The organism is Kitasatospora acidiphila, from assembly GCF_006636205.1.
GTDB lineage: Bacteria > Actinomycetota > Actinomycetes > Streptomycetales > Streptomycetaceae > Kitasatospora > Kitasatospora acidiphila.
In genome coordinates this window covers 1,731,952-1,758,017 of the sequence record NZ_VIGB01000003.1, presented here as the reverse complement: position 1 = coordinate 1,758,017, position 26,066 = coordinate 1,731,952, and the positions used below count along the sequence as shown (strand labels likewise).

Genomic DNA, 26,066 nt, shown 5'->3' with positions numbered 1-26,066 from the left:
GCAGAACCGTTACGCCGGAGTGCCGAAGTCCTGGGTCCACCACGGGCCGTTTGGGCCCATGTGCACGCCCACGCCCAGCTGCTTGAACGCGCAGTTCAGTATGTTCGCGCGGTGCCCCGGGCTGTTCATCCAGCTGTCCATCACGGACGCCGGATCCGACTGGCCGCGGGCGATGTTCTCGCCCCAGGTGCTCCACTGGTAGCCGGTCGCCTCGATCCGCTGCTGCGGGCCGGCGCCGTCCGGGTTGGTGTGGTCGAAGAACTGGCGGGCCGCCATGTCGTCCGACTGGCGCTGGGCGGCCTGCTGCAACTGGCCGTTGGCGGTGACCGGGCCGCAGCCGTTCTGGGCCCGCTGCACATTCACAAGCTTGATCACCTGGGTGATGAAGGCCGTCTGCCCGGGGGCCGGGGCCGGGAGGCCGCCCGGGCCGGGCTGCGTGGGGGCGGGCGGTGCGCTGCTCGGCTGGGGAGCGGCGCTGGTCCGCGACGGCGTGGGCGCGGCCGAGTGCGAGGGGGTCGGTGAGTCGGACGGGGAGGGCGAGCTGGAGTCGGACGGCGAGGGCGAGGCGCTGGGCGGCGCGGTGCTGGGCGAGGGCGACGGCGAAGTGCCGGCCAGCGCGTCGAGCAGCAGGCCCGCGGTGCCGGGGATCGCCGCCGAGAGCCCGGGGTCCCGTGCGTCGGCCTGCCGGGAGCCGGTGCCGTCCGGGCCGCCGATGCCGTCCCAGACCATGCCGGCCGCGACCAGCACCAGCAGCGCGCCGACCACGGTGGCGGCCTGGCGGCGCCGCCGGGTGCGCGCCCGCGCCCGGGCCCGCACCCGGGAGAGGCCCCCGGCAGCCGACGACCCGGTGCCGCGGCCACCTGTCCGGTGCCGCGCCGGACGGACCGCCGTGGTGGGCGCGTCAGCCGCGCTCGGCACCCGGGCCGTGCTCAGCGCGTCAGCCGTGTTCGGCGCGCCGGCCGTGTTCGGCACCTGGGCCGCCGTCGGCACGGCCGGGAACCGGCGCGGCAGCGGCAGCAGCGCCAGCCCCGCCAGCAGCCCTCGGCGGGCACCAGGCCGCGGGCCGGTTCCTGGCAGTCGGCGCAGTCGCGGACGTGCCGGGTGATCCGCTTGCGCCACAGCGGCACCGGGGTCCCGTCCCAACCCGCCGTCAGCTCGGCCAGCGCCGGGCAGCCCGGCTGCGCGGCCAGCGCCCGCACCGCGGTCCGGGCGCCGTCGAGGCGCTCCTTGACCCGCTGCACCCGGACCGCGGTGTGCTGCGGGCTCAGCTCCAGCGCCGTCGCCAGCTCGGCCCTGGTCAGCTCGCCGGCCGCCTCCTGCCACCAGAGCGCCAGCACCTCGCGGTCGGCCGCGTCCAGCCAGCGGGTCGCCTCGGCCACCTCCCGGCGCTGCCCGGACAGGCCGAGGCGCACGATGGTCAGCTCGGCGAAGTCACCGGCCGGATCGGGAAGTTCGCGCACCTCGTCCAGCCCGTCGGCCTGGCGGGCCTGCTGGGCGCGGTGGCGCTGGCGCACCTGGTTCATCGCGATCGCCACCAGCCAGCTGCGGAAGGCGGCCGGGTCGCGCAGCGCGGGCAGTCCGTCCACCGCGCGCAGCATCGTCTCCTGCACCACGTCGTCGGTGTCCGGGTGCCCGTTCAGCGCCCGGCCGACGATGTTGTAGACCAGCGGCAGGTGCTCGCCGAGCAACTCCTGACGAGCCGTCGTGTCATCCGTCCGCGCCCGCACCGCCAGGTCGCGGTACCTGTCCGTCTCCACCCGTGCCCACCTTCTCCAGCCAACCGACCTATCCACAGCAGGAGATCCGCGCGGTGGAGCCGGATAACGGAAATTCGGGCCCGACCTTAATCGAACGGTGCGCGGGGCCAGGGCAGCGGGGCCCGGGGTGCGGGCAGCACCAGCCGATTGCCGGTCGGCCGATTGGCGCAAGCCGGGTCGCGCAGGGGCCGGGGTGCGGGGGCGGCCAGGGCCGGTCCCATGGATCAGGGCGCCGCGCGCCCGGGCATGATCCGTGAGAGCGGCCCTGGCCGGTCGGCAGGAGCGGCCCTAGTCGGCCGGCGCCAGCGGCAGCCGCAGCACCAGCCGGGCGCCGCACGCCGCGTCCTCGGCGGTGAGCGTGCCGTAGTGGTGCGCGGCCAGATCGCGGGCTATCGCCAGGCCAAGGCCGGCACCGCCGTGGTCCCGGCTGCGGGCGTCGTCGAGCCGGGTGAAGCGCTCGAAGATCCGCTCGCGGTCGGTCGGCGGGATGCCCGGGCCGTCGTCGGTGACCTCCAGCACCGCCGGCTGTGCGCCGTCCTCCTCCGGGACGGTCAGCCGGACGGCGATCGAGTGCTCGGCGAACCGCTGGGCGTTGTCCAGCAGGTTGGTCACCACCCGGGTCAGCCACAGCCCGCTGCCGGTGACCTGCACGTCCGGCACCAGCTCCACGCTGACCGGCACCCGGTCGCCGTGCCGCTTGTCGACGGCCTCGCGGACCAGCTCGGTGAGGTTCAGCCGCTGGTCGGAGACCGGCTCGGCGGCGTCGATCCGGGCCAGCAGCAGCAGGTCGACGGCGAGTTGCTGGAGCCGGTCGGTGTCCTCCAGCGCACCGCTGATCAGCTCCGGCCAGGCGGCCGGGTCGCGGACCGCGAGCGCCACCTCCAGCTGGGTGCGCAGCACCGTGATCGGGCTGCGCAGTTCGTGCGAGGCGTCCGCGATGAACTGGCGCTGACGCAGGCCGGAGGACTCCAGCCGGTCCAGGGTGGCGTTCATGGTGACGGCCAGCCGGGCGATCTCGTCATGGGTCTGCGGCACCGGGACCCGGCGGTGCAGGTCGCGGTCGCTGATCTCGGCGACCTCGGCCCGGATCGCCTCCACCGGGCGCAGCGCCCGGCCGGTCACCCACCAGGTGACCACGGCAACGGTGACCAGCAGCAGCGGCACCCCGACCAGCAGCGCGGCCGAGGTGGTGTCGTCCGCCGCGTCCGCGTCCCGCAGCGAGGTGCCGGCGTAGACGGTGACCAGGCCGCTGCCGGTCTCGGTGGTGACCTGCACCACTTGCTGGCGGTGCTGGTCGCCGAGCGCTCCGACGTCCCAGGTGCTGCGGACGGTGCCCGGGCTGGTCGGCTGGTGCGCGGAGATCGGGGCACGGCCCGCCAGGTTCTGACTGGAGGTCAGCACCCGGCCGTTCTCGGCGACCACCTGGATGAAGTCGGCGCCGTGGGTGGGCGGCAGCAGCGGGTCCAGCCTGCCGGCCACGGCCTCCTGCGCCACCGCGTCGGCCTGGGCGTCGGCGTCGGCCTCGGCGTTGTGCAGCAGGTTGGCGTCGAGCAGGCCCACCAGCGCCATCGAGGCGACGGCCAGCGCGATCGCCACCACCGCGCAGGCGCCCAGGGTGGCCCGGGCCCGCACGGTCAGCGGTCGCAGCCTGGCCAGCCCGCGGCGGCGCGGCGGCAGTGCGTTGGCCGTGCCCGTGGTGGTGCCGAGCCGCCGCACCGGGCGGTCAGCCACCGTCGGCCGCCAGCCGGTAGCCGGCACCGCGCACGGTCTCCAGCGCACTGCGGCCGAACGGCGCGTCGATCTTGCGGCGGACCGCGCTGATGTGCACCTCCACCACATTGGGGTCGCCCTCGAAGGCGCTGTCCCAGACCTGCTCCAGGATCTCCCGCTTGGGCACCACCTCGCCGGCCCGCCGGGCCAGGTACTCCAGCACCGCGAACTCGCGGGCGGTCAGCCGGATCGGGGTGCCGCCCCGGGTGCAGGTGTGCCGGGCCGGGTCCAGCAGCAGGTCGCCGAACTCCAGGCTCTGCGGGCGACGGCGGCCGGTGCGCCGGGCCAGGGCGCGCAGCCGGGCCACCAGTACCACGAAGGAGAACGGCTTGGAGAGGAAGTCGTCGGCGCCGGTGTCCAGTGCCTCCGCCTCGTCGTACTCGCCGTCCTTCGCGGTGAGCATCAGGATCCCGGCCTCGTTGCCGGCGGCCCGGAGGCGGGCGCAGACCCGGTAGCCGTTCACGCCGGGGAGCATGATGTCCAGCACGATCACGTCGTAGTCGTGCTCGCCCGCCAGCCACAGGCCCTGCGGGCCGTCGTGCGCCACATCGACCGTCATCCCCTCGGCCTGCAGCCCGCGCTGCAGCGCCGCGGCCAGCCGCCGCTCGTCCTCCACCACCAGTACCCGCATGCCACCAGGATTCCAGGCCGACTTAACGATTTGCTGAAGACCCCTTCAGCTAGCTTCAGGCTGGCTTCAGGTAGACCGTCGCATGCTGTGGCGCAGCAGTTCGATGCGATGGGTTGGTTCGAGTGCCGGCGGAGGCCTCGGTCAACACCGACAGGGTGGGGCAAACCGGGCAATTCGCCCAGGAGTTGGCCGAGCTGTCGGAGGGCGGACACCCGGTGTCCGGCCGCCATCCACCCGGACTCCCGCTGGGCGGCCTACCGTCACGGCCTGACCGGCCCGACCGACTCGGGCCGGCTCCGAAAGGGATCTCGGGGCCGGTCCGCCCGGCCCGTGGTTCGGCCGGGCAGCCCAGGCAGGGGGTCCCAGTACATCCGTATGACGCAGCGAGTCGCGGGTGCGGCTCCGCTGTCGGCGGGTGGCCGGGCCCGCCTGGGAAGGAGCCTGATGCGGTCGAGTCAGCCGCGCCGGATCACCGTCGTGTCCGCGAGCGTGGGGGCGGGGCACGACGGCGCCGCCCGGGAGCTGGTGCGCCGCCTGAAGGCGGCCGGCTTCGACGCCCAGTGCCACGACTTCCTCGACCTGCTGCCGCCGGGCTGCGGTCGGCTGCTGCGCGCCAGCTACGCGCTGGAGCTGAAGGTCGCTCCGTGGGCCTGGGGCTGGCTGCTGAGCGGCCTGGAGAAGAACCAGTCCTCGTCGGGCATGGTCAGCTCGCTGTTCGCGAAGGCCGCGGCCCGCAGAACCAGGCAGCTGATCGGCAAGGACGTCGCCGCCGTGGTCTCCACCTACCCGCTGGCCAGCCAGGCGCTCGGCCGGCTGCGCCGCCGCGGCGAGCTGGACGTGCCGGTGACCACCTTCCTCACCGACATGTCGGTGCACCCGCTGTGGGTGGCGGACGGCGTCGACCTGCACCTGGCGCTGGACCCGGTCGCGGCCGCCCAGGCCGCCCGGCACGGCGCCAAGGACATCGAGATCTGCCAGCCGCTGGTCGGCCCGGCCTTCCGCCCGGCCCGCTCGGCCGCCGAACGGGCCCGCGAGCGCGCCCGGTTCGGGCTGCCCGCGGACCAGCCGGTAGCGCTGATCACCGCCGGCTCCTGGGGCGTCGGAGAGGTCGAGCAGACCGCCAAGGAGATAGCCGCCGCCGGGGTGGCCGTGCCGGTCACCGTCTGCGGGCACAACACCGCGCTGCGGGAGAAGCTCGTCGCCAGCGGCACCGGCGTCGCGCTCGGCTGGGTGGACGACATGCCCGCCCTGCTGCGGGCCAGCGACGTGGTGGTGCAGAACGCCGGCGGGCTCACCTCGCTGGAGGCGATGGCCAGCGGTCTGCCCGTGGTCAGCTACCGTTGCCTGCCGGGCCACGGGGTGACCAACGCGGCCGCACTGGACGAGGCCGGACTCGCGGTCTGGATACGCGACGAGAAGCAGCTCGGCGCCGCCCTGGCCGAGGCGCTGGCCCGGCCCGCGATCCCGCGCCAGCGGACCGCGCCCAGCGCCGAGCGGGTGGTCGCCGCGATGGCCGGCGACGTGTCCGCACCGATCCTGAAGGTGGCCTCGTGACGACCACGACCCGCACCCTGGCCCTGACCGCCGGCGCCCTGGCGGTCGGCCACAGCCTGCCCGCGCTCACCTCGCTCGGCCCGCTGCGGCCGCTGCTGGCACCGAAGTTGAGCGGCCCCGGCAACCCGCGCCACGTCGCGCTCACCTTCGACGACGGCCCGGACCGCGCCTCCACCCCGCTCTTCCTCAAGGAGCTGGAGAAGACCGGCACCAAGGCCACCTTCTTCCTGCTCGGCCAGATGCTCAGCAAGGACCCCGAGTTGGGCCGCGAGCTGGTCGACGCCGGACACGAGGTCGCGGTGCACGGTTGGGCGCACCGCCCGCTGCTGATCCGCGGCCCGCGCGCCACCCTGAACGACGTCACCCGCGCCAAGGAGCTGATCGGCTCGGTCACCGGCCAGGAGCCGCGCTGGTACCGCCCGCCCTACGGCGTGCTCAACACCTCGGCGCTGTACGCGGCGCGGCGCAACAACCTGCGCCCGGTGCTCTGGACCCACTGGGCCAGGACTGGACCGCCAAAGCCACCCCCGACTCGGTGCTGCGCACCATCACCCGGGGCTCGCTCGCCGGGGCGACGCTGCTGCTGCACGACTCCGACTGCACCTCGGCGCCGCAGGCCTGGCGCTCCACCCTGGGCGCGCTGCCCCGGCTGCTGGAGCGGTGCGCGGAGCAGGGCTGACGGTGGGCCCGCTGCGCGACCACGGCATCGGCTGAACCACCCGCTGTGAACGCGAAGAGTGCCTGACGAGCCGTCAGGCACCCTTCGCGTGGCGTCACTTCGCCGGGGTCAGCACCACCGAGAGGTGCCGGTGCCCGTTGGAGATGAACGACTCCACCGGCGTCAGGTCCGCGTCCGGGGCCAGCGCCATGTCCGGGAACCGCTCGAACAGCGCGGGCAGCGCCACCTGCGCCTCCAGCCGGGCCAGCGGCGCGCCCAGGCAGAAGTGCGCGCCATGGCCGAAGGCCACGTGGTCCTTGTCGGCGCGGCGCAGGTCGAAGACGTCCGCGTCGGCGTGCACCGACTCGTCCCGGCCCGCGGCGGCATAGGCGGCGACGATCGGCTCGCCCTGGCGGATCAGCACGTCGCCCGCCTGGATGTCCTGCACCGCGTAGCGCAGCGGCAGGTTGGCGACCGGCCCGCGCACCCGCAGGGTCTCCTCGATCACGTCGTTCCAGCCCGCCTGCCCGGTGCGCACCAGCTCCAGCTGGTCGGGGTGGGTGAGCAGCAGGTGGATCGCGTTGTCCAGCAGGTTGACGGTGGTCTCGTGCCCGGCGCCGAGCACCAGCAGCAGGGTGAACAGCAGCTCCTGCTCGGTGAGCGAGCTGCCGTCGCCGCCCTCCTCGTCGTCCCGGGCCGCGATCAGCACGCTGGTCAGGTCGTCACCCGGCTGCTCGCGCTTGATCGCGACCAACTCGGCCAGCAGCTCGAAGACGCGGGTGTGGTTGGCCACCGCGGCCTCGGGCGTGATGGTGGTGTCGAAGAACTTGTCCACGCACTCGCGCAGACCCGGGTGCAGGTGCTCCGGCACCCCGAACAGCTCGCAGATCACCTGGATCGGCACCGGATAGGCGTAGCCCTCGCGCAGGTCCACGGCCTCGCCGGGGGCGGCCTTGGCCAGCCCGTCCAGCAGCTCGGCGGTCAGCGCCTCGATCCGCGGGCGCATCGCCTCGGTGCGGCGCGCGGTGAACGCACCGGCCACCAGGCGGCGCAGCCGGCGGTGCTCCTTGCCGTAGGCGGTGAACATGTTGTCGGTGTCGACCCAGATGCGCAGCGGCCAGTCCTCGGCGATCTCACCGTCGCGGAAGGCGGTCCAGTGCAGCCGGGCGCTCTTGGACACATTGGGGTCGGCCAGCAGCTGCTTGATCATCTGCAGGCTGCCTACCGACCACGCCACCACGCCACCAGGGAGCTCCACCTGGGCCACCGGCCGGTCCTGGTGGATCCGCCGGGCCTCGCCGTGGATGTCGGTACCGCTGGTGTCGAGCCGGAAGGGGCAGCGGTCGGGTTCCATGTACGGCCTCCTGAGGCATCAGCGGATCCGGGGAGAACGGATCCGGGGACTGCGGGAACGGGGACAACAGGGGTGAGGACTGCGGGTGCCAGGTGCGGGGTGGTCATGGTGGCCGGCGGGAACCGCACCGGCAGCGCGGTCAGCGCCCGGTGGAACGGACCTGGGCGCCAGACGAGTTCGTCCGGCTTGACGTCGAGTGCGAGGTCCGGCAGGCGGTCCAGCAGCCGCTCCACGGCGACCGTGGCGATCAGCCGGGCGTGGCCCTGCGCCGGGCAGGCGTGCGGACCGGCGCTCCAGGCCAGGTGGGCGCGGTTGCCGGTGCGCGAACTGCCTGCCAGGGCCGGGTCGTTGTTGGCGGCCGCGAAGCTGATCACCACCGGCTCGCCCTCGGGCAGCAGGTGGCCGGCCAGTTCTACGTCGCGCACCGGGTAGTGCACCGCGAAGTTGGCCACCGGCGGGTCGGTCCACAGCACTTCGTCGAGGGCGTCCTCGACCGGCAGGCTGCCGCCCGCCAGGTCGCCGGCGAACCGGTCGTCGGTGAGCAGCAGCCGCAGCGAGTTGCAGATCAGGTTGAGCTCCGGCTCGGTGCCGGCGCCCATCAGCACCACCAGCTGGTGCAGCATCTCCTCGTCGCTCAGGGCCGCCTGATGGGCCATCATCCAGCTGGTGACATCACTGCCCGGGAAGGCGCGCTTGAGCGCCACCAGCTGCAGCAGGACGTCGGTGACCTCCTGGTTGGCCCACTCCGGGTCGGTGCCGTCGAACATCGCGGCCATGCCGCGCACCAGGCGATCGCCCAAGTGCGCCGGGCAGCCGAAGAGTTCGTTGAAGATCAGGAGCGGCAGCGGACGGGCGTAGTCGGCCACCAGGTCGGCGTCGCCGCGCCCGGCGAAGGTGTCGATCAGCCGGTCGGCGACGCGCTCGACCTGGCCGCGCAGCGCGTTGGGGTCGATCCGGTCCAGCGAGTCGGTCACCGCGCCGCGCAGCCGCTCGTGCGGCTCGCCCTCCGCGAAGAAGCAGTTGGGGCGGAAGGCCATCATGGGCACGGCCGGGCTGTCCGGAGCCACCCGGCCGTCCGCCAGGCCTTTCCAGCGGCGCGCGTCCTTGGTGAAGGTCTCGGTGGTTCGCAGCACGTCCAGCGCCGCCTGGTAGCCCAGCGCCAGGGTCGCGGTCACGCCCGGGTAGAGCTCGACGGCGGCCAGCGGGCCCTCGGTGGCCCGCATTCGGGCGTAGACCGCGGTCGGGTTCTCGGTGAACTCCGGCCCGTACAGCGGGGTTCCGCCTCGGTGCGCGGGGCAGCCGGGGGGCGGGGACGGGTCGGGCGAGGTGAGGCCGGGCGGGGAGAGGTCGGGCGAGGTGAGGCCGGGGGAGGGGAGGTCGTTCACGCATGCTCCAGACGGGCTTCGGTGCCGATCAGGTATTCCACGAGCGAGATCAGCGCCTGGGTGGCCGAGGCCGGGTCGCGGGCGTCGCAGCTGACCAACGGCGTGCTGGGCAGCAGGTCGAGGGCCTCGCGCAGCTCCTCCTCGGCGAACTCGGGTGCGCCGTCGAACCGGTTGACCGCCACCGCGTACGGCAGCCCGTGCTCCTCCAGCAGGTCCATCACCGGGAACGAGTGCTCCAGCCGCCGGGTGTCGGCCAGCACCAGCGCGCCCAGCGCACCCAGTGCCATGTCCCGCCAGAGCGGGGTGAACCGCTGCTGCCCGGGTGCCCCGAACAGGTAGAGGACCAGGGACTGACTGAGCGTCAGGCGGCCGAAGTCCATCGCGACCGTGGTGGTCTGCTTGTTCGGCACCCCGGTCAGGTCGTCCACCAGCACGCTCGCCTCGGTCATCGGCTCCTCGGTGCGCAGCGGCTCGATCTCCGACAGGGTACCGACGAAGGTGGTCTTGCCGACCGCGAAGTGGCCGGTGACCAGCAGTTTGACGGCGGTCTGCACCCCCTCGCCGAGGTAGCTGACCTGTGCCGTTTCGAGGCCGCCGACCTCAGAGCCGGGCACGGAGCCCATCCAGAACCTCCTGCAGCAGCTGGGACGCGGGGAGTTGGGCTCGCGGAATGGCGGCCCGGGTGAGGATGTGGCCGCTGTCGACCAGATCGCCGAGCAGCACCTTGGTGACGCTGACCGGCAGCCGCAGGTGCGCGGCGACCTCGGCCAGCGACAGCGAGCCGCGGCTCACCAGGGCCACCAGCCGCCGCTGTTCGGGATTCAGCCCCTGCAACGGCCGGCCGGGCACCCCGCTGACCAGGGTGACCAGGTCGAAGGTGTTGCGGGACGGCTCCGAACGGCCGTTGGTGACCACGTACGGCCGGACCAGACCCTGCTCCCGGCGCGGGCTCACCGCACTGCCCCCGCGTCCTGCCGCGGCGGCGTGCCGAGTTCCTTGCCCAGCCGGTCGACCAGCTTCTGCATCCGGTAGCTGACCGCCTCCATGTCCACCGACTCCCCGGCGGAGACGGCGAGATAGGCGCCCGGACCGGCCGCCACCAGGAAGACGTAGCCGCCGGCGAACTCGATCAGGCTCTGCCGCCAGGGGCCGGACTCGCCGCCGAGGAACCCGGAGGTGCTGCGGCTGATCGACTGCACACCGGCGAGCGCGGCGGCCTGCCGGTCCGCCTCGTCGCGGGTGATGCCGGCGGAGTGGGCGCGCAGCAGGCCGTCGGCCGAGAGCAGGATGGCGTGCCGGGCGTGCGGGACCATCAGCACGTCATCGAGCATCCAGCCCAGGTCGTTGGCGGCGGGGTGGCTGTTCATCGAGCTCTCCTAGCAGCGGTACGGGCAGCGGCCGGGCGTTCGGGGCAGCCGCGGGGGATCAGCTGTGCGTGTCGGATTCGGGCGCGCGTCCGGCCCGGGTGCCGCGGGCGAAGGCGCCGAGCCGCTGGGCGGTGGCCTCGGCGTCCCGGGCCCAGTCGGCGGGGGACTGGTCGGGGGACCGGTCGGCCGGGGTGGCGGTGGCGTCCTGGGCGAGGGCGGCCTCCGGGAGCGGCTCGCGGCGGCGGCGCTTGGGCAGCCCGCCGGCGGTGCGCGGGGCGGCAGTGGTGGGCGGGGCGGTGGACTGCGGGGCGGCGGGCTGCGGAACGGCACCGCGGGGCGCCCGCTCGGGGCCGGCTCGCGGACGTCCAGCAGCTCCCGGGCGGTGCTCGGCTCGACGTCGGGGGTGATCTGGGTGAGCAGGTCGGTCGGCAGGAAGAGCACCGCGCGCACGCCGCCGTACGGCGAGCGGGTGTCCACCGAGACGCTGAAGCCGTACCGCGCCGCCAGCACGCCGATCACCGCGAAGCCGAACTGCGGCGGATCGCCGAGCCGGGTGACGTCCACCGAGCGCTGCCCGCTGAGCAGTTGGCCGGCCAGCTCGATCTCGCGCGGATCCATGCCGACACCCGCGTCGTCGATCACGACGCAGGCGCCGTGGTGGGCCGGCTGCAGATTGACCTCGACCTGGGTGTTGGGCTGCGAGTGCCGGGCCGCGTTGTCCAGCAGCTCCGCCACCGCGAGCACCACCGGCTCCACCGCCCGGCTGGTCACTGCCAGTTCGACCTGGGTGCGGATCTCGATCCGCTTGTAGTCGCGGACCCGGGACTTGGCGCCGCGCACCACGTCGCTCAGCGAGGAGGCGGCCCGCTGCCGGCCGGGCCAGGAGCCGCAGAGCACCGCGATGGCCTGGGCGCGGCGGCCGAACTGGGAGTTGGTGTGGTCGATCTCCAACAGGTCGCGCAGCACCGCGGGGTGGTCGTGGCGCTCCTGCATCTCGGAGATCGCCACCTGCTGCTCGTTCGCCAGCCCCTGCAGGGCCCGCATGGCGCCCTTCAGCGCGGCCTTGGCGTTCTGGTCGGCGCGCAGCTCGGCCCGCTCGACGGCGCTGCCGAACTGGTCGGCCACCTGCCGCAGGCTCTGCTCATAGCCGGTTCCGGCCAGCAGCGGGTCGGTGGCGGCCGGGTGGGCGACGGCGGAGTGCATCAGGGCTGGCAGCCGGACGGTCGCCAGCCGGTGCGCCTCCTCGTCCCGGGCCCGCACCGCGGCCTCCAGCCCGGCCAGTGCGGTAGCCCGGTTGCGGGCCAGCCGCCACTGTCGAACGAGCATCAGGAGGGCCAGCAGCAACCCGGCGCCCAGGCACCAGGTCACCGCCTGCGGTATCTGCGACATCAAGTTCCTTGCACGGGCGGACGGTTCACTGCCCTACCGACGTAACACCGGAGCGAACGGGCACTGGCTGCTGAGCTCGAAGTTCCGTTCATCCAACCATATTGACGACTGAATGTCAGAAGTACGCATCAGACTGTCACTTGACGATCCATTTGTTAACCCAATGGCTGGATTCGATCGGTCGGCGCAGGCGGGGCCAGGCGTTACCATCCGAGCCATGACCGAGGCCCACGGGGGGACCGAGCCGCTGCCCGAACCGCCACCCGACCCGCTCACCGAACTGCCGGGGGTGGCACCGGGAGCGTTCTCGTTCGCCGACCACTACATCGTCTGCGGGGCAACGCCCTGGCCCACCGGCTGATCCTGGAACTCATCGAGCACTACCAGGTCCCGGTGGTGGCGATCGTGCCGGACCTCGGCAGGGACCACGGACCGCGCATCGAACGGATCGACGGGGTGACGGCGGTGCTGGAGCACACCAGCGTCACCCAGGAGGCACTGGTCGCCGCCGGCGCCGCCACCGCCCGCGGGATAGCCCTGGTGGACGGCGACGACCAGGCCAACATCCACGCCGCACTGAGCGCGCAGGGCATGAACCGGGAGATCCGGATCGTGCTGCGGATGTTCAACCAGCGCCTCGGCGAGCAGATCCAGTCGCTGCTGACCATCCCCCAGCCTTCGGCCGGGAGGTGCCCCCATCGCGGCGCTGTCCGGCTCGGCCACCGCGGCCCCGGCCTTCGCCAACGGCGCGCTGAGCCGCCCGAACTCGGTGCTGGTCGGCGACCGCTACCTCTACGTGGCCTACGACTACGACCCGGCCGCCGGTGCCGGGCACCTGTGCGTGGCCGCCGACCGGATCGACCGGCAGAACCTCGACCGGCTGCGGCTGCTGCCCGAAACCCCGTCCGCCGCCCGGCCGTTCATCGATCTGGCCGAAGCCGTCGAGGGCATGGTGGGAGCGGCGCCCGGGCCGGGCGAGGCGGTCGACGGCACAGCGGGTCAGTCTGAGCCGGAGCAGGACGGCCTGGCGGTGCTGCAGACCCTGCCCACCGAGCCACGGCTGCGGGTCCCGCTGCTGTCCCGGCTGCGCTACCGGTTCCTGGACACCCTGCGGTTCTTCACCAGCGCCCGGATCCGCCTGGTGCTCTGCACCGCGTTCGCCGCGATCCTGGCCTCCTCGGTGGTGATCTACCACTACAACCGCAGCCTCGGCTGGACGGCCTACCTCTCCCTGCTGGACGCGGCCGGCTCCGCCCAACCGGACCAGACGAACGACCCGACCGGCGGCACCGGCGGCCCGGTGCAGCGACTGGCCCAGGTCGTGATCACCTTCAGCGGGATCGCGCTGCTGCCGGTGCTGACCGCGATCGTGGTGGACGTGCTGGCCTCCGGGCGGCGCGGAGTGCCGCGCAGTCCGAGCGCGGGTCTGCGCGGGCATGTGATCGTGGTCGGGCTGGGCAACGTCGGCACCCGGGTGGCCACGCTGCTGGCCGAACTCGGCGTGCCGGTGGCGGGCGTGGAACTGGACCCGCAGGCCGCCGGGGTGGCGGCGATGCGCGCCCTCGGGGTTCCCGTGGTGGTCGGCGACGGCCCGCTGGCCGACCGGCTGCGCGTCGCCCGCGCCAAGCACGCCCGCGCCGTGGTCGCGGTCACCAACGACGACGCGGTCAACCTGGAGGCCGCGCTGGAGGCCCGGGCGCTGCGGGAGGGCGTCCGGATCGTCGTGCGCCTCTTCGACGACGACTTCGCCAGGCACGTCTACGCCACCCTGGGCAATGTGGCCTCCCGCTCGGTCTCCTACCTGGCGGCTCCGGCCTTCGCCGCGGCGCTGATGGGGCGGGAGGTGCTGGGCACCCTGTCGGTCTTCCGCCATGTGCTGCTGATCGCCGAGTTGACCGCGGAGCCCGGCGGTGCCCTCGTCGGCATGAGCCGCAACGACATCGAGGCACTCGGCGGCCTGCGGGTGATCGCGGTCCGGCTGGCCCGGTCGCCGGACACCTACCAGTGGGGCTACGCCGACCGCAGCCGGGGCCTGGCCACCGGCGACCGGGTGGTGGTGGTCGCCACCCGCAACGGCCTGGCCCAGCTCAACCGGGCCGCCCCGGAGCCGGTTTCGCTGGACGCGTGACGATGCGGGTCAGCGCAGCAGATGGGCGCGCCGCCAGGCGGGGGCGGTGCTCGCGTCGATGATGCCCAAGTCGGTGAAGTAGTCGACCGCCTTGCGCGCCCAGTCCACCCGGGCCTGCTGCCAGTGCGGGTTGTCGCGGGCGGCCCGCTTGGCGGCCACCGCGTCGAGGCCGGTCAGCGTGTAGATGCGGGGGTGCACGCACTCGCGCACCGCCTCGCTCGCCAGGAAGGCCAGCACCCGGCGGAACAGCGCCCGCCGGGCCGGGGTCATCCGCCCCCAGCGGCGGGCCAGTTCGGGCTTGGCAAAGCCGATGTGCCGGGCCTCCTCGACCACATGGATCCGGGCCGTCGCGCGGGCCAGCGGCTGCAGGCTCTCGTCCCGCATCATCTCCCGCTGCATGGCGTCGGTGAACTCCTCGACGAATATCGCGCCGGCCAGCGTCAGCGTGATGTCGTTGAGCTGCAGGTAGAACCGCCCGCGCAGGTCGGCCCGGCGGGACGGCCGGGCGGTGGGGTACCCGGTCTTCCTGATGTACTCGGCGAACATGGTGGAGTGCCGGCACTCGTCGGCCACCTCGGTGAGCGCGTACTGCGCGTGCCGGGTGGTGAGGTCCTGGCCGTAGACGTGCCGGATCAGGCCGTTCATCAGCAGGATCTCGAACCAGATCCCGGCCGTCATGGTGCCGGCCAGCTGCCGGGTGCTCAGCTCGGCCTGCTGGCGTGGCGTCAACTGCCGCCACAGCTCGGTGCCGTAGAGCGTGACCCGGTGCGGCGGCAGGGCGAACTGGTCCGGATCGATGGGCGCCGACCAGTCGATCTCCGTCATCGGGTCGTAGGAGTGCTTGGCCGAGGTGCGCAGCAGGCGCTCGGCGTTGCGTTCGCGGTCCGAAAGGGCTTGGGAGTCCGTGGTCACGGGGTCGCTCCGGTCGGTGCGAGGCGGGTGGGGGAGGTGTCCTCGGCGGTCGCGGAGCCGAGGGCGCGCAGTGAGAAGGTGATCAGGGCGGGGATCAGGTCGTCGGGCGCCCGGCCGTCGGCGAGCGGGCCGACCAGCGCCTCGCCGATCCCGCCGACCAGCAGTGCGGCGGTCAACTCCGGGTCCTGGCACGGCAGTCGGCCGGCTTCGACGCCCGAGGTGATCGCCGCCGCGATCACATCCCGGAACGCGCTGCGGAACACCAGGCGCTCCGCCTCCACCTCGGGGTCGACCGGCTCGGCGAGCAGGGCGTAGGCCAGCCGCGGTGCGCCGAGCGCGCGTCCCGCGAAGACCCCGATCACCGTGGCGACTTGGGCATGCTGATCGCCCCGGTAGTCGCGGGCGGCGGCGGCCCGCACGGCCTCCACCTCCCGGCCGACCACGGTGCGGAACAGCTCGGCCACCAGCTCGGCCTTGCTGGGGAACGACCGGTACACGCTGCCGGTCGCAATCCCGGCGCGCTCCGCGACGGCCGCCACCGAGCAGGCGGCATAACCGCGTTCGGCCAGCAGCTCGGTGGCGGCGGCGAGCACGGCACCGCGCTGGGCGTCGAGCCGGGCTTGGACGGCAGGGGTCTTCCGGTAGGCCACGGCAAGAAGTGAAGCAGTGATTCAGTGCTTCAGCAATACCCAGGGGTGAAGACGTCAACGGGGTGGCAGCGGCACCGGGGTGGCTCAGGAATACCCAGGGGTGAAGACGCCGATGGGGCCGCAGCGGCACCAGGGTGGCTCAGGCCGCCACGGCGAGGAAGCCGACCAGATAGGCCACCGCGAAGGTGAGCGGGATCCACTGCTCGACCTTGGTCAGGGGCAGGTACTTGCGCCAGTCGTGGCCCTCCCCGAGCGCGACCCACTCGGCCCGGGAGTACGCGTAGGCGGGAAGCCGCTCCTCAAGGGCGCCGATCACCTCGTACTTGGCGGCGTTGAGCTGGCGGTAGGACCGCACGGTGGCGGACCAGGCCAGGCACTGGGTGAGCAGGATCGCCAGCCCGGCCAGGAGCAGCCAGACCGAGGTGGAGGCGAGCTTGTCGCCCGCGATGCCGGCGATCACCGCGACCACGGTGCTGTTGAGGGAGAGGAAGAAGGTGTTGGTGAGGTTCCGCCGGGCGCTGACCCGATCGGCCATCTCCACGCAGATCTTGTACTGGTCGAGTACCGCTCGCTGGTAACTGTCCGTCGCAGAAGAATAGTTGGCAGGGCCAACGGTTTCGTTCCAGAGCGAGTCACGGATGGCCGTCATGCGCACATGATGAGTCATCGGGCGGCTGATGTGCAGTGTTTTCCCCGAACGGGTTGCTGTTCTTCCCTGACGGCGGGCGCGCTGATGAACCATCAGCTATTGCTGCCGACGTGGGAGATGTCGATGCCGGAAGCCGTCGAGCACCGCGATCCCGGGCCGCGCCACCAGTCACGTGTGCGAGGCGCCGTGCTGCTGGTGCTCGGGTACGTGCTTCTCCCGCCCGGCTCCTGTTCGAGTTCTTCGGGTTGGTCCAGGTTCGTCTACGGGCTGCGCCCGGTGTACGAGCGGCTCGGGGTTCGCCGGCCCGGCGTGACGCTGCGGCTGCCGACGCACGCCCGGCCGACCCGCCGCCAAGTGCCCCTCTTCTGTGCCGTCTTCGCGTTGCCGGTGGTGGTGTTGGGCCTCCTGGTGCTCCAGATCACCGGGGTTGTCGGGGGCTGACCCGAACGCTTGATCGCCGGTAGGCTTGCCGTCTGCACATCCTGCACACGGACACCGACCGCGAGGGAGGGCACGATGCCGACCGTGGCGGTGACCGGGCACATGGACCTGGCCGAGCGGACGGCCTCCCTGGTGCGGGCCGCGCTGCGCGAGGTGCTGGCCGAACAGCGGGGGCCGCTCGTCGGGATCTCCTGCCTCGCCCCGGGAGCTGACAGCCTGTTCGCCGATGCGGTGCTGGAGGCGCACGGGTCGCTGCTGGTCGTGCTGCCGTCGCGGGACTACCGTGCGGCTCAGGTGCGGTCGGCGCACGCCCAGGACTTCGACCGGCTCCTGGCAGCGGCCGAGGAGGTCGTCGTGCTGCCGTTCGAGACGGCCGGCCGGGAGGCGTACGAGGCCGCCAACAAGGAGCTGATCCGGCGTGCGGACCTGCTGGTCGCCGTCTGGGACGGCAGCGCGCCGTCGGGCAACGGCGGCGGGACGGCCGACGCCGTTCAGGATGCCTGGGACGCGGGGGTACAGGTCCGGGTGGTCTGGCCGGAGCACGCGGCGCGCGGCTGATCACGCCGCGTGCCGGGTGCTCCGGCGCGCTCGGTCGTCAGGCCTATCGGTGTCTTCCGGCGGGTGACAGCGTTCCGGGCAGTGTCCCGGTCTGGAAGCCGGTGATCCGGTTGATGATGAGGATGACCAGGATGCCCGAGACCACTTCGAGCAACGCGCTCACGGAGGACAGCTCCGCGGTGCCGCGCAGCCCCGACTCGGTGACCTTCTTGTTCAGGTAGATCCCCGTGAGCGACCGGCCGATCAGGTCGTCGACGACGAACAACACCCACCAGGTGGCGATCAGGCCGCGTGGGACCGGTCGCCGGGGGTCGCTGGCCCGCCAGATGTCCGACACCACCTGGTACGGGATCCACAGGTTGGCCACCGGGGTCATCCATCCGCCGAGCACCCAGCCCCGGGCCCGGCGGTGCGCGGCGGGACCGCCCGACAGCTCGGAGTTGATCCGCGCCCGCCACAGCCAGACCAGGAACACCACGCCGGCCGCGAGGTACACCACAAACGCCGGTATCGCCACGGCCCTCGAGAAGGTGTCGGCCGCGTCGAGGTCCGCAGCCGTCGCGGAACCGGCCAGGTAGTCATGCACGACGAAGTAGTTGCGCCAGTCGGACACTGTGTTCAGTACCGAGCCCACCAGCGTCAACAAGATCAGCGTCGAGGCTGCGGCAGCCAGACCGGTCACCTTGCGGTACTGCTCTGCGCCGACCAGGCTCACGCCCGTGGGCACGCCCTGCTGTGGACCGTCCATGCTTCCCCCCGGAATCGTACAACGGCCGGACGTACACGTGAGGTTGAGGGGATGCTACTGTGCGTCGCGCCGTCGTGTCCCCGGTTGTGGCGGACTCGATTTGCGGGCGCTAGGCGAGGCCGAGCAACTGCAGTGTCCGGTACGCCAACCACAGCAGCAGGGCCAGGGCCGTGACCAGCGCGAAGCCCGTCCACAATGACGTCTGCGTGGCGAAGGCGGCCCGCCAGGCCATCCTCCGTTTGCGGACCCCCACGGATGCCAGCGCGGCCTGGAGGGTGCGGCCGACGAAGTAGATGGGTGTGTACGGGGTCATTGCCAAGGAGGCCCGCTTGACGCGGGACCACGCACGGGCGAGCACACCGCGCGCCGTCCCGGCCACCGCCTCCACCGGGTGCACCACGGGTGTCCACTCGGGGTCGAAGGTGATGACGGCGGAGATCCAGCCGTCCCTCAGGGTGACCCAGGCCAGCCGGGACAGCGTCGCCAGTTGCTCGTCCAGCCGCTCCGCCAGGCCCGGTACGCCGCCCGGCACCAGCAGGATCAGCTTTCGCGCGGGCTGCGTGGCGCGGGCCCGCTCGACCTCCCACCACAGGCCCTCGCCGAAGCCCAGGCGCAACACGATGAGCTGGGACAGCTCCATCAGCCGCAGCACCGTCGGCTGCCAGTCGTCGCGCGGCAGGTAGAACCGCGCCGCTCCCAGCAGCGGCAGCGGCTCCTCTGGATCGCCTACCGCGATCACCGGGCCGACGGCACCCAGCACCGCCGCGAGCTGCTCCTCCCGGGAGTGGATGTTGACGGCCGCCATGTCATCGACCTGGGCCCCGGTGCCGTCGTCGGCGAAGCTGCGCAGGAACAGCACCGGTTGGCGGCCGTCGGCCAGCAGGGCCTGGGCCGCGCCGCGCGCCGAACGCGGGCGGGTGTAGCGCAGGATCAGAATTCCGGCCCCCAGGGCCAGCAAGCCGCCGACCAGCAACAGCACCATGGCCTCCGGCGGCATCTTGTAGCCCTGCCGCTGCGCCGTGGTCACGGCGAAGAATCCCGCTGTGAAGAACGTGGACCCGACACCGCTGGCCGCCAGGAACAGCGGCCGCCGCCACCTCGGTTGCCGCGGGGCGAACCGGCTGACCAGGGCGACGACTTCCGCCGCGCCCGACCGGCGGCGACGTCGCAGCCACAGGGCCGGGACGAGCAGCGCCGCGGCAGGTGCCGCCCAGGAGAGGGCGGTCGCGCCCGAGGAGTCGAGCCGCCGGTCGAGGCCGGCCTGATCCCGCGCGACCTGCTCCGCAAGCCCCGCGACCCGCTGGCGGGCCGAGCCGACGCGGCCCTGGTCGGCGTCCGCAGCTGCGGCGGAGACCGTGGACCGGCTGCCCCCCGAAGGGGCATGTTTCGCGAACCACGCGTCGTCCTGGGCGAGTTCGGCGCGGGCGGACGCGTCCCCGCCGCTGTACCGGTTCAGGGCGGCGGTGAACGCGGCGGCCCGCGCCGGAGCTTGGTGGAAGCGGACGGCGGCCCGAAGGTCCATGCCCGCGCTGACCGCCAACTGCAGCGCGACATAGACCATGACGACCGTGACCGCCGTGACCAGCCGGGCGAACGCCCGCAACCGCGAGGACACCGCGGCCCACCCCCTCCCTGCCGCCCCCAGCAGCGCCGTACCGCGCCCTGTACTACTACCCCGGTTCACCCGGGTAGGCCAGATGGCGGACAGAGCGCGATCGACCCGGCTCACCGAGTGGGTGAGCCGGGTCGGCAGGGGGCTGCTGCGAGCAGCAGCAGCCCTCCCGGGATCAGGACGCGTTGAGCGCGGTGTCGTCGATCACGAAGCTGGTCTGGCCGTTGCCGGTCTCGGTGCCGGTGAACGTCACGGTGATGCTCTGGCCGGCGAGGGCGGAGACGTCGAGGGTCTTCTGGACGTAGCCGTTGGCGGCGTTCAGGTTGGAGTAGGTGGCGAGGGTGGTGGAGCCCGCCTTGACGGTCAGGGTGTCCTGCGCCGCACTGGAGGTGTTGGCGGTGTCGACGTGCAGCCAGAAGCTCAGGCTCGCCTTGCAGCCGGCCGGGACGGTGACGGTCTGCGCCAGCTTGTCGGTGTGGGTGCTGCCGTAACCGTCAAGCCAGGCGTCGTAGTTGCCGGAGCGGGACGGCTCGGAGCTCAGGTCGCTGTTGATCACGCCGGAGGAGGCGGTCCACGGCGACGCGCTGCCGGTCTCGAAGCCGGGGTTGCCGAGCAGCTGGCCGGGCTTGGCGCAGCCGCCGGTGGAGCCGCTGCCGACGGTCCAGGTGAACGAGGCGCTGCCGCTCGGACCGGTGGAGTCGGTGGCGGTGACCGAGACGTTGTAGGTGCCGGCCGTGGTCGGGGTGCCGCTGATCAGACCGGTCGAGGAGTTGACCGAGAGCCCGGCCGGCAGGCCGCTGGCCGACCAGCTGAGGGTGCCGCCGGCGGTGTCGTTGGCGGCGAGCTGCAGCGAGGCGGCGGTGCCCACCGTGCCGTTCTGCGCACCGGGGTTGGTCACCGACACGCTGCCGGTGGTGCCGCCGGTGTTCCAGACATCGGTGATCGGGGTGGCCTGGGCGGCGGCACCGGCGTACGGCAGGCCGTACATGTCCTCGACGCTGCGCAGCACGCTGAAGTGGTCGATCTGCTCGCCGTAGTTGCCGGGCTTGACCTGCTGCCCGTTGAAGAAGGTGGCGATCTGGTTGGCCGACGTGGTGCTGTCGTCCTCGTCGAAGGTGGTGATCAGCAGGCTGTTGTGGGTCTTCGCCCACTGGACGTAGGCGTCCAGGTTGTTCTTCAGCCAGGTGTCACCGGTGGAGATCGAGCAGTTGTGGATGTCGTTGCAGAGGTTGGGGATCACCCAGGAGACCGTGGGCAGTTGGGTGAAGTCGGTGGGGAAGGCGGTGAACGGCTTGGTGTCGGCCGCCGGCACATTGGTGAAGTTGATCCACGGCACGTGCTTGCGGGCGTAGTTGCCCGAGGTGCAGGTGGTGGCCGGCGACGGCAGGTCCTCCGCGTAGCCGGTGAAGGTCAGCCCCTTGGCGATCAGCTGGGCCGCCTCGTTGTCGGTGCTGAAGGTGTGCGGGCAGGAGTCGTCGGTGATGCCCTGGTTGGAGCCCGAGAAGAGGTCCAGGTAGTTCGGCTGGCTGGGGTGCTCGATCGCGAACGAGTTGGTGAAGTTCGCACCGGTGCTGGCCAGTTGGTTGAAGTACGGGGCGCTGGAGTTCCCGACGATGGAACTCTCCGACGTGTTCTCGAACAGCACGATGACCACATGGTCGGGGCGTGGCACGCCGGTTGCGGTCGTCGCCGCCACGGCGGCGGGCGAGGCGGCGGTGGCGGCGCTGGTGAAACCGGTGACGCTGGCGACCAGGCCGGCGAGCAGGCCAAGGGTGGCCGCCAGGCGGGTGGCCGGACGTGGCAGACGCACGAGGGACTCCTCGGGGAAGCGGATGATGCTTGCCATCATTCGCACTTGACGGTGTCCCTACAAGGGATGTGCAGCAAACAGCATGCGAACTCCCGTTGCCCGACCACCCGTTGGCGCAGGTCAGACCGGTTCGGCCAGCGAAAGCCCGAACCGCCCCTCGGGGTCGGTCCACCAGTGCCTCAGCCGGAACCCGGCCGCCGCCAACTCGGCTGCCACCCCGGCCTGGCGGAACTTCGCGGAGATCTCGGTGCGCATCTCCTCGCCGGCCGCGAACTCCACGGTCAGCGACACCCCGGGGATCGCGACCCGCTGCGCCTTGACGGACCGCAGCCGCATCTCGATCCACTCGTGCTCGGCGTCCCAGTACGCCCGGTGCTGGAATCCGGCCGGATCGAAGTCCGCGTCCAGCTCCCGGTTGAGCACATTGAGCACGTTCTTGTCGAACTCCGCGGTGACACCGGCCGCGTCGTCGTAGGCGGCGACCAGCACCCGCGGGTCCTTGACCAGGTCGGTGCCGAGCAGCAGCGCGTCACCCGGGGCGAGTTCGTCCCGCAGCGCCCTCAGGAATGCGGCGCGCTCGTCCGGCGCGAGGTTGCCCAGGGTGCCGCCCAGGAAGGCGACCAGCCGGGGCGAGTGCACCTCGTGCGGCAGCCCCAGGCTGGCGGTGAAGTCGTTCACCACGCCGTGCACTGCCAGCCCCGGATAGTCCAGGGTCAGGCGCCGCCCGGCCTCGCGCAGCGCGCTCTCGCTGACGTCGACCGGCACGTAGTCCTCCAGGGTGCCCAGTTCGCGCAGCGCGTCGAGGAGCAGCCGGGTCTTCTCCGAGGAGCCCGAGCCCAACTCGACCAAGGTGCGGGCCTGGGAGGCGGCGGCGATCTCACCGGCCCGGGCGGTCAGGATGGCCCGCTCGGCCCGGGTCGGGTAGTACTCGGGCAGTCGGGTGATGTCCTCGAACAGCTCGCTGCCCCGCTTGTCGTAGAACCACTTGGGCGGCAGCCACTTGGCGGGCGCGGTCAGGCCGCGGCGCACATCGGAGCGCAGGGCCTGGGCGAAGTGGTCGGTGGGGAGCAGTCGGGTGAGCTCGAAGGCGGTCATTGCAGTTCGGTTCCTTTCAGAGCTTCGACGGCGGCGTCAAGCGGGTGGACGGCCACCGCTTCGGGGGTGGCCACTAGGACGGATCGATCGGGCACCGGGATCCACCCCGGGCCGTCGTCGCCGGGCTCGGACGCGACCAGCACCGAGCGGCCGGGCTCCAAGCGGTGAAACAGCGTGTCCCCCCAGGCAGTTGCGGCGATCACCCGGCCGTCGGTGACCAGCAGGTTGAGCCGCGCCTCGGTGTGCCGGACCACCTCGGCCACGGTGGCGGCCAGCGCCTGGTCGACCGCCAGGCCGGTGCGCAGCCGGCGGCGCAGCAGCGCCCACACCAGCGCGGAGTCGCAGCGCGCCTCCAGGGTCAGCAGCTCGGCCGGATCGAGCAGCGCGGCCAACTCGTCCAGCCCGTGCGGCCAGCCGGCCAGCAGGCCGTTGTGGCTGAACAGCCAGCCGTCGCCGGTGTAGGGAGCGGCGGCGGTCTGCTCAGCCGAGGTTCCGACCGTGGCGGAGCGGACGGCGGCCAGCAACGCCCGGGTGCGGACCACCCGGGCCAGGTCGGCGAAGTTCTCGTCCATCCAGATCGGCCCGGCGCGGCGGTAGCGGGCCGGCAGCGGGTCGCCCTCGGCGTACCAACCCAGGCCGAAACCGTCCGCGTTGACCGTGCCGTACCGCTGCAGCCGGGGCGACCAGGACTGCCGGTGCAGCCCGTAGGGCGGCTCCACCAGCACCTCGGCGGGGCTCACCGGCAGCCCCAGGTAAGCGAGGTGACGACACATCAGTCACCGTCCACCAGGTCGCGGGCGGTCCTGAAGCCGGCGAAGATCTGCCGCCGGATCGGATAGTCCCAGTTGCGGAATGTGCCCCGGCAGGCGACCGGCGCCACCGCGAAGCTGCCGCCGCGCAGCACCTTGTACTCGGCCGGCTGCCCGGGCCCGGCGAAGAACACCTCCGAGTACTCCCGGTAGGGCCAGGCCCGGAATCCCGGGTAGGGTGCGAAGTCGCTGGCCGTCCACTCCCACACGTCGCCGATCAACTGCCGCGCACCGTACGGAGATTCGCCCGCAGGATAGCTGCCGACCGGGGCGGGCTGCAGATGCCGCTGCCCGAGGTTGGCGTGCTCCGGTCCGGGCGGTCCGTCGCCCCACGGGAAGCGCCGGGAGCGCCCGGTGACGGGGTCGTGGCGGGCCGCCTTCTCCCACTCGGCCTCGGTCGGCAGCCGCCGGCCCGCCCACCGGGCGTAGGCCTCGGCCTCGTACCAGGTGACGTGCAGCACCGGCTCCTCGGGCGGCACCTGCTCCACCCGCCCGAAACGGCGGCGCAGCCAGACGCCGTCCTGCCTGGTCCAGAACAGCGGCCCGGTCAACTCGGCCTGCCGGCAGTGCTGCCAGCCGGCCGTGCTCCACCAGCGCGGCTCCTGGTAGCCGCCGTCCTCGATGAACCGCTGGTAGGCGGCATTGCTCACCGGCGTGGTGTCGATCGCGAACCCGGGCAGGTCGACCTGGTGGGCCGGGCGCTCGTTGTCCAGCGCCCATGGCTCGGTGTCGGTGCCCATGGTGAACGGACCGGCCGGCACCAGGACTTCGGCGGGGAGCCGCTCGGCGGGAGCCGGTCCGGGCGCCGGTGCGGTCAACACTGGCTCACCAGTCCGTAGTTGATGTGTGATCAGCATGGTTTCGTCGTGCTGCTGTTCATGCTGGGCGATCAGTCCGAACGCGAAACCCGCCTGGAGCAGCGGCGGTCCGGCCAGCGCGACCCCGTCGAGCAGGTCCAGCACCCGGCCGCGCACCTCGGCGGCATAGCGGCGGGCCTCGTCGGGCGGCAGCAGTGGCAGGGTCGGGCGCTCGGCGCGCGGATGCTGGAAGGCGTCGTACAGCGGGTCGATCTCCGGGTGCATCGGGTCGCGGCCGCCGACGTTGCGCAGCAGCCAGAGCTCCTCCTGGTTGCCGATGTGCGCCAGGTCCCAGACCAGCGGTGACATCAACCGCGAATGCTGGGCGGACAGTTCGACGTCGTCCACGCTTTCGGTCAGCAGACCGGTGCGGGTGCGGGCGGCCAGCAGCTCATCAGCGATGGTTTCGCGCAGCCGCTCCTCGCCGGCGTCGGGGTTCAGCATGATGCGTCGTCCTCTCCGGAGCCCAGCAGCTCTTCCGGGCAGTCCGTCGCGGTGTCCTTCGGATCGTCGGCGCTGTCGAGCAGATCGTCGGCGGGACATCGGCCCCGGGCCGGGTAGCGGTCGCGGAACTCGGCCACGGCGGACCGGATCCGCCCGTCGACCCCGGCTCGGGAGAGGGCGGCATCGGCAGCGGCGAAGCAGTCCAGCGCGGCCCGCCGCAGCACCGGGTCGCCCATGCCGCGGGCGGCGGCCCTGGTCCACGCGGCACCGCGCGGTCCGGGCTCGGCCGACGCGGCGCTCAGCGGCTCCAGCGCGGCCAGCGCGGCGTCGGCGGCCTGCTGGTCGGAGAAGAGCGCGGCGGCCAGCGCGACCGGGACGATCCAGCCGTCGCCGGGCTGCGCGTCGATCATGCGCAACTCCAGGTAGCCGCGCGGTCGCACCGGCGGGAACAGCGTGCTGGCGTGGTACTCCAGGTCGGCCAGCGTGGGCCGGTCCGCCTCCGGCCCGCGCAGCCAGTCCCGGAAGGTCCGCCCGGCCGGTGCGTTCCACGGCTGACCGTCGGCCCGGCGCACGCAGAGCAGTTGGGCGTCCAGCACATAGCGGGCCCAGGCCTCGCGCGGGTCGCCGCCGTGCGGTGCCAGGGTGCGGCTGGGGTCCATCCGGGCCCACACCGCCTGCCGTGCGGACCGGTAGCCGGTGCGGCGACCGTCCAGCAGCGGGGAGTTGGCGAACGCGGCGACCAGCACCGGGCCGAGCCGGTGCGCCAGCTGCCAGCGCTGCCGGAACCCGCCGGCTCCGGACGCCTCGGTGCCCGCGTCCAGGCACACCTGGGTGGAGGCCGTGACGCACATCATGATCTTGCCCCAGGGCCCGCTGCGGCCGAAGAATTCTTCCATGGCCAGGTAGCGGGGTTGACGTAGGGTCAGCTGACGGACCCTCGGATGGGGTTCGGTACCGTAGCCGGCGAGAGTCAGGCCCTGGGCGGCGAAGGCCGCGCGCAGGGTGGCGAGGTCCTGGCCGGCGGTCCGTATGCACGCCGTCAGGTCCTCGGCGGCGGGGGAGCTGAGCTCTACCTGGCCGCCGGGCTCGCGGGTGATCCGCGAACCACCGGGGAGCGATGACAGGTCCGGATGCAGGTCGAGTGCCGCCAGAGCGGCCCCGACTCGCTCGGGGGCGGGGGAACTGTGTGGCCGACGGGAATCGTGCACCAACCATTCGAGCTCGACGCCGAGCCGGGTGGGAGGGCCGATCTTGAAGCAGGTGCTGGCGACATATGCCGCCGCGGTGGACTCGGTCAGCGGGGTCACCGTGGGTGGCGCCTGCGGGGAAGCGCTGGTGGAGGGGGTCGATTGCCGTGCGACGTTCACTGCATCACGTCCTCATGCTGTGCCGGCCCTGGCTCGGGGCGGCTGGGGCAACCCGCTACTTGCCCAAGTCTGCGACTGGTCACTCGGAGTTGCCCGGCGCCTGGTCGTAACGGCTGGATTC

General features: G+C 72.7%; 26 protein-coding genes and 1 pseudogene. 7 read left to right on the top strand and 20 right to left on the bottom strand.

Annotated features, from left to right (window positions below; all coding sequences use genetic code 11):
- Positions 1 to 9: 9 nt before the first annotated feature.
- The 4 genes from E6W39_RS44010 to E6W39_RS08890 all read right to left on the bottom strand — a co-directional run bounded on the left by E6W39_RS44010 (position 10) and on the right by E6W39_RS08890 (position 4,158).
- Positions 10 to 972, bottom strand: a complete 963-nt coding sequence (locus tag E6W39_RS44010; protein ID WP_407658374.1) for a CAP domain-containing protein — start codon at positions 970 to 972, stop codon at positions 10 to 12.
- Positions 930 to 1,757: an RNA polymerase sigma factor gene (locus E6W39_RS44005; RefSeq protein ID WP_407658373.1), complete on the bottom strand. Its 828-nt coding sequence runs from the start codon at positions 1,755 to 1,757 to the stop codon at positions 930 to 932. Before E6W39_RS44005 ends, E6W39_RS44010 begins: the two co-directional genes overlap by 43 nt.
- A gap of 288 nt (positions 1,758 to 2,045) precedes the next feature.
- Positions 2,046 to 3,404: a sensor histidine kinase gene (locus tag E6W39_RS08895; protein WP_141637621.1), complete on the bottom strand. Its 1,359-nt coding sequence runs from the start codon at positions 3,402 to 3,404 to the stop codon at positions 2,046 to 2,048.
- Between the two features lie 76 nt (positions 3,405 to 3,480).
- Complete coding sequence (locus tag E6W39_RS08890; RefSeq protein ID WP_101383485.1) at positions 3,481 to 4,158, bottom strand: response regulator transcription factor; 678 nt, start codon at positions 4,156 to 4,158, stop codon at positions 3,481 to 3,483.
- 444 nt (positions 4,159 to 4,602) lie between these two features.
- On the opposite strand from E6W39_RS08890, the gene E6W39_RS08885 reads away from it, so the two are divergent.
- Together E6W39_RS08885 and E6W39_RS08880 are read left to right on the top strand one after the other, a co-directional pair.
- On the top strand, positions 4,603 to 5,712 hold the full coding sequence (locus tag E6W39_RS08885; protein WP_181799165.1) for an MGDG synthase family glycosyltransferase: 1,110 nt from the start codon (positions 4,603 to 4,605) through the stop codon (positions 5,710 to 5,712).
- The gene (locus E6W39_RS08880) at positions 5,709 to 6,440 is read left to right on the top strand and encodes a polysaccharide deacetylase family protein (RefSeq protein WP_228718038.1); all 732 of its coding nucleotides are present in this window, start codon (positions 5,709 to 5,711) and stop codon (positions 6,438 to 6,440) included. Before E6W39_RS08885 ends, E6W39_RS08880 begins: the two co-directional genes overlap by 4 nt.
- Positions 6,441 to 6,485: 45 nt before the next feature.
- Here the strand turns inward: E6W39_RS08880 and E6W39_RS08875 are convergent, their stop codons facing one another.
- From E6W39_RS08875 to E6W39_RS08845, 6 genes are all read right to left on the bottom strand, one after another.
- Positions 6,486 to 7,676, bottom strand: a complete 1,191-nt coding sequence (locus E6W39_RS08875) for a cytochrome P450 family protein (RefSeq protein ID WP_456152138.1) — start codon at positions 7,674 to 7,676, stop codon at positions 6,486 to 6,488.
- Positions 7,592 to 8,947: a cytochrome P450 gene (locus tag E6W39_RS41150; RefSeq protein ID WP_407658602.1), complete on the bottom strand. Its 1,356-nt coding sequence runs from the start codon at positions 8,945 to 8,947 to the stop codon at positions 7,592 to 7,594. Before E6W39_RS41150 ends, E6W39_RS08875 begins: the two co-directional genes overlap by 85 nt.
- A gap of 158 nt (positions 8,948 to 9,105) precedes the next feature.
- The gene (locus E6W39_RS08860) at positions 9,106 to 9,732 is read right to left on the bottom strand and encodes a GTP-binding protein (protein ID WP_141633062.1); all 627 of its coding nucleotides are present in this window, start codon (positions 9,730 to 9,732) and stop codon (positions 9,106 to 9,108) included.
- Positions 9,710 to 10,063 (bottom strand): DUF742 domain-containing protein, encoded by a 354-nt coding sequence (locus tag E6W39_RS08855; RefSeq protein WP_141633061.1) that lies wholly within the window; start codon positions 10,061 to 10,063, stop codon positions 9,710 to 9,712. Before E6W39_RS08855 ends, E6W39_RS08860 begins: the two co-directional genes overlap by 23 nt.
- Positions 10,060 to 10,476 carry a roadblock/LC7 domain-containing protein gene (locus tag E6W39_RS08850; protein ID WP_101383491.1) on the bottom strand — a complete coding sequence of 139 codons (417 nt, stop codon included), beginning with the start codon at positions 10,474 to 10,476 and terminating at the stop codon, positions 10,060 to 10,062. Before E6W39_RS08850 ends, E6W39_RS08855 begins: the two co-directional genes overlap by 4 nt.
- 9 nt (positions 10,477 to 10,485) lie before the next feature.
- Positions 10,486 to 11,865, bottom strand: a complete 1,380-nt coding sequence (locus tag E6W39_RS08845) for an ATP-binding protein (protein WP_228718037.1) — start codon at positions 11,863 to 11,865, stop codon at positions 10,486 to 10,488.
- A 217-nt stretch (positions 11,866 to 12,082) separates the two neighbouring features.
- On the opposite strand from E6W39_RS08845, the gene E6W39_RS39165 reads away from it, so the two are divergent.
- From E6W39_RS39165 to E6W39_RS08835, 3 genes and pseudogenes are all read left to right on the top strand, one after another.
- Positions 12,083 to 12,226, top strand: a complete 144-nt coding sequence (locus E6W39_RS39165; protein WP_181799164.1) for a hypothetical protein — start codon at positions 12,083 to 12,085, stop codon at positions 12,224 to 12,226.
- A gap of 32 nt (positions 12,227 to 12,258) precedes the next feature.
- Positions 12,259 to 12,450, top strand: a pseudogene (locus E6W39_RS44000) (potassium transporter TrkA); the annotation flags it as partial.
- A gap of 184 nt (positions 12,451 to 12,634) precedes the next feature.
- Entirely contained in the window at positions 12,635 to 13,993 is a 1,359-nt protein-coding gene (locus tag E6W39_RS08835) for a potassium channel family protein (RefSeq protein WP_141633060.1), read from the top strand.
- A gap of 9 nt (positions 13,994 to 14,002) precedes the next feature.
- Here E6W39_RS08835 and E6W39_RS08830 read toward each other — a convergent pair whose 3' ends face one another.
- The 3 genes from E6W39_RS08830 to E6W39_RS08820 form a co-directional block, all read right to left on the bottom strand.
- Positions 14,003 to 14,905 (bottom strand): AurF N-oxygenase family protein, encoded by a 903-nt coding sequence (locus tag E6W39_RS08830; protein WP_141633059.1) that lies wholly within the window; start codon positions 14,903 to 14,905, stop codon positions 14,003 to 14,005.
- Entirely contained in the window at positions 14,902 to 15,555 is a 654-nt protein-coding gene (locus E6W39_RS08825) for a TetR/AcrR family transcriptional regulator (RefSeq protein WP_141633058.1), read from the bottom strand. Before E6W39_RS08825 ends, E6W39_RS08830 begins: the two co-directional genes overlap by 4 nt.
- Before the next feature lie 139 nt (positions 15,556 to 15,694).
- Positions 15,695 to 16,204, bottom strand: coding sequence for a RipA family octameric membrane protein (locus E6W39_RS08820; protein WP_141633057.1), 510 nt, complete (start codon positions 16,202 to 16,204; stop codon positions 15,695 to 15,697).
- A 123-nt stretch (positions 16,205 to 16,327) separates the two neighbouring features.
- Between E6W39_RS08820 and E6W39_RS08815 the strand changes: the two genes are divergently transcribed.
- Positions 16,328 to 16,645 carry a hypothetical protein gene (locus tag E6W39_RS08815; RefSeq protein WP_141633056.1) on the top strand — a complete coding sequence of 106 codons (318 nt, stop codon included), beginning with the start codon at positions 16,328 to 16,330 and terminating at the stop codon, positions 16,643 to 16,645.
- A 75-nt stretch (positions 16,646 to 16,720) separates the two neighbouring features.
- Positions 16,721 to 17,203 carry a hypothetical protein gene (locus E6W39_RS08810; RefSeq protein ID WP_141633055.1) on the top strand — a complete coding sequence of 161 codons (483 nt, stop codon included), beginning with the start codon at positions 16,721 to 16,723 and terminating at the stop codon, positions 17,201 to 17,203.
- 43 nt (positions 17,204 to 17,246) lie between these two features.
- Here E6W39_RS08810 and E6W39_RS08805 read toward each other — a convergent pair whose 3' ends face one another.
- The 7 genes from E6W39_RS08805 to egtA all read right to left on the bottom strand — a co-directional run bounded on the left by E6W39_RS08805 (position 17,247) and on the right by egtA (position 25,885).
- The gene (locus E6W39_RS08805) at positions 17,247 to 17,951 is read right to left on the bottom strand and encodes a DUF4328 domain-containing protein (RefSeq protein WP_141633054.1); all 705 of its coding nucleotides are present in this window, start codon (positions 17,949 to 17,951) and stop codon (positions 17,247 to 17,249) included.
- Between the two features lie 109 nt (positions 17,952 to 18,060).
- The gene (locus E6W39_RS08800; protein WP_141633053.1) at positions 18,061 to 19,566 is read right to left on the bottom strand and encodes a transferase; all 1,506 of its coding nucleotides are present in this window, start codon (positions 19,564 to 19,566) and stop codon (positions 18,061 to 18,063) included.
- A gap of 172 nt (positions 19,567 to 19,738) precedes the next feature.
- The gene (locus tag E6W39_RS42725) at positions 19,739 to 21,373 is read right to left on the bottom strand and encodes an alkaline phosphatase family protein (protein WP_267286680.1); all 1,635 of its coding nucleotides are present in this window, start codon (positions 21,371 to 21,373) and stop codon (positions 19,739 to 19,741) included.
- A gap of 120 nt (positions 21,374 to 21,493) precedes the next feature.
- Entirely contained in the window at positions 21,494 to 22,468 is a 975-nt protein-coding gene (gene egtD, locus E6W39_RS08790; RefSeq protein WP_141633052.1) for an L-histidine N(alpha)-methyltransferase, read from the bottom strand.
- A complete protein-coding gene (gene egtC / locus E6W39_RS08785; protein ID WP_141633051.1) occupies positions 22,465 to 23,241 on the bottom strand; it encodes an ergothioneine biosynthesis protein EgtC in 777 nt (258 codons plus the stop codon). Before egtC ends, egtD begins: the two co-directional genes overlap by 4 nt.
- A complete protein-coding gene (gene egtB / locus E6W39_RS08780) occupies positions 23,241 to 24,578 on the bottom strand; it encodes an ergothioneine biosynthesis protein EgtB (protein WP_141633050.1) in 1,338 nt (445 codons plus the stop codon). The genes egtC and egtB overlap by 1 nt, the downstream gene beginning before the upstream one ends.
- On the bottom strand, positions 24,572 to 25,885 hold the full coding sequence (egtA, locus tag E6W39_RS08775; RefSeq protein ID WP_181799163.1) for an ergothioneine biosynthesis glutamate--cysteine ligase EgtA: 1,314 nt from the start codon (positions 25,883 to 25,885) through the stop codon (positions 24,572 to 24,574). The genes egtB and egtA overlap by 7 nt, the downstream gene beginning before the upstream one ends.
- Positions 25,886 to 26,066: the final 181 nt, after the last annotated feature.

What these genes read in the sequence shown, in the direction of transcription:
- E6W39_RS08850 (WP_101383491.1), bottom strand. Translation starts at nt 10,476, where the DNA reads ATGAACAGCCACCCCGCCGCCAACGACCTGGGCTGGATGCTCGATGAC.
- E6W39_RS08805 (WP_141633054.1), bottom strand. Translation starts at nt 17,951, where the DNA reads ATGGACGGTCCACAGCAGGGCGTGCCCACGGGCGTGAGCCTGGTCGGC.
- E6W39_RS08845 (WP_228718037.1), bottom strand. Translation starts at nt 11,865, where the DNA reads ATGTCGCAGATACCGCAGGCGGTGACCTGGTGCCTGGGCGCCGGGTTG.
- egtB (WP_141633050.1), bottom strand. Translation starts at nt 24,578, where the DNA reads ATGCTGAACCCCGACGCCGGCGAGGAGCGGCTGCGCGAAACCATCGCT.
- E6W39_RS39165 (WP_181799164.1), top strand. Translation starts at nt 12,083, where the DNA reads ATGACCGAGGCCCACGGGGGGACCGAGCCGCTGCCCGAACCGCCACCC.
- E6W39_RS08820 (WP_141633057.1), bottom strand. Translation starts at nt 16,204, where the DNA reads ATGACGGCCATCCGTGACTCGCTCTGGAACGAAACCGTTGGCCCTGCC.
- E6W39_RS08890 (WP_101383485.1), bottom strand. Translation starts at nt 4,158, where the DNA reads ATGCGGGTACTGGTGGTGGAGGACGAGCGGCGGCTGGCCGCGGCGCTG.
- E6W39_RS08810 (WP_141633055.1), top strand. Translation starts at nt 16,721, where the DNA reads ATGCCGACCGTGGCGGTGACCGGGCACATGGACCTGGCCGAGCGGACG.
- egtD (WP_141633052.1), bottom strand. Translation starts at nt 22,468, where the DNA reads ATGACCGCCTTCGAGCTCACCCGACTGCTCCCCACCGACCACTTCGCC.
- E6W39_RS08860 (WP_141633062.1), bottom strand. Translation starts at nt 9,732, where the DNA reads ATGGGCTCCGTGCCCGGCTCTGAGGTCGGCGGCCTCGAAACGGCACAG.
- E6W39_RS08885 (WP_181799165.1), top strand. Translation starts at nt 4,603, where the DNA reads ATGCGGTCGAGTCAGCCGCGCCGGATCACCGTCGTGTCCGCGAGCGTG.
- E6W39_RS41150 (WP_407658602.1), bottom strand. Translation starts at nt 8,947, where the DNA reads ATGCGGGCCACCGAGGGCCCGCTGGCCGCCGTCGAGCTCTACCCGGGC.
- E6W39_RS08815 (WP_141633056.1), top strand. Translation starts at nt 16,328, where the DNA reads ATGCCGGAAGCCGTCGAGCACCGCGATCCCGGGCCGCGCCACCAGTCA.
- egtC (WP_141633051.1), bottom strand. Translation starts at nt 23,241, where the DNA reads ATGTGTCGTCACCTCGCTTACCTGGGGCTGCCGGTGAGCCCCGCCGAG.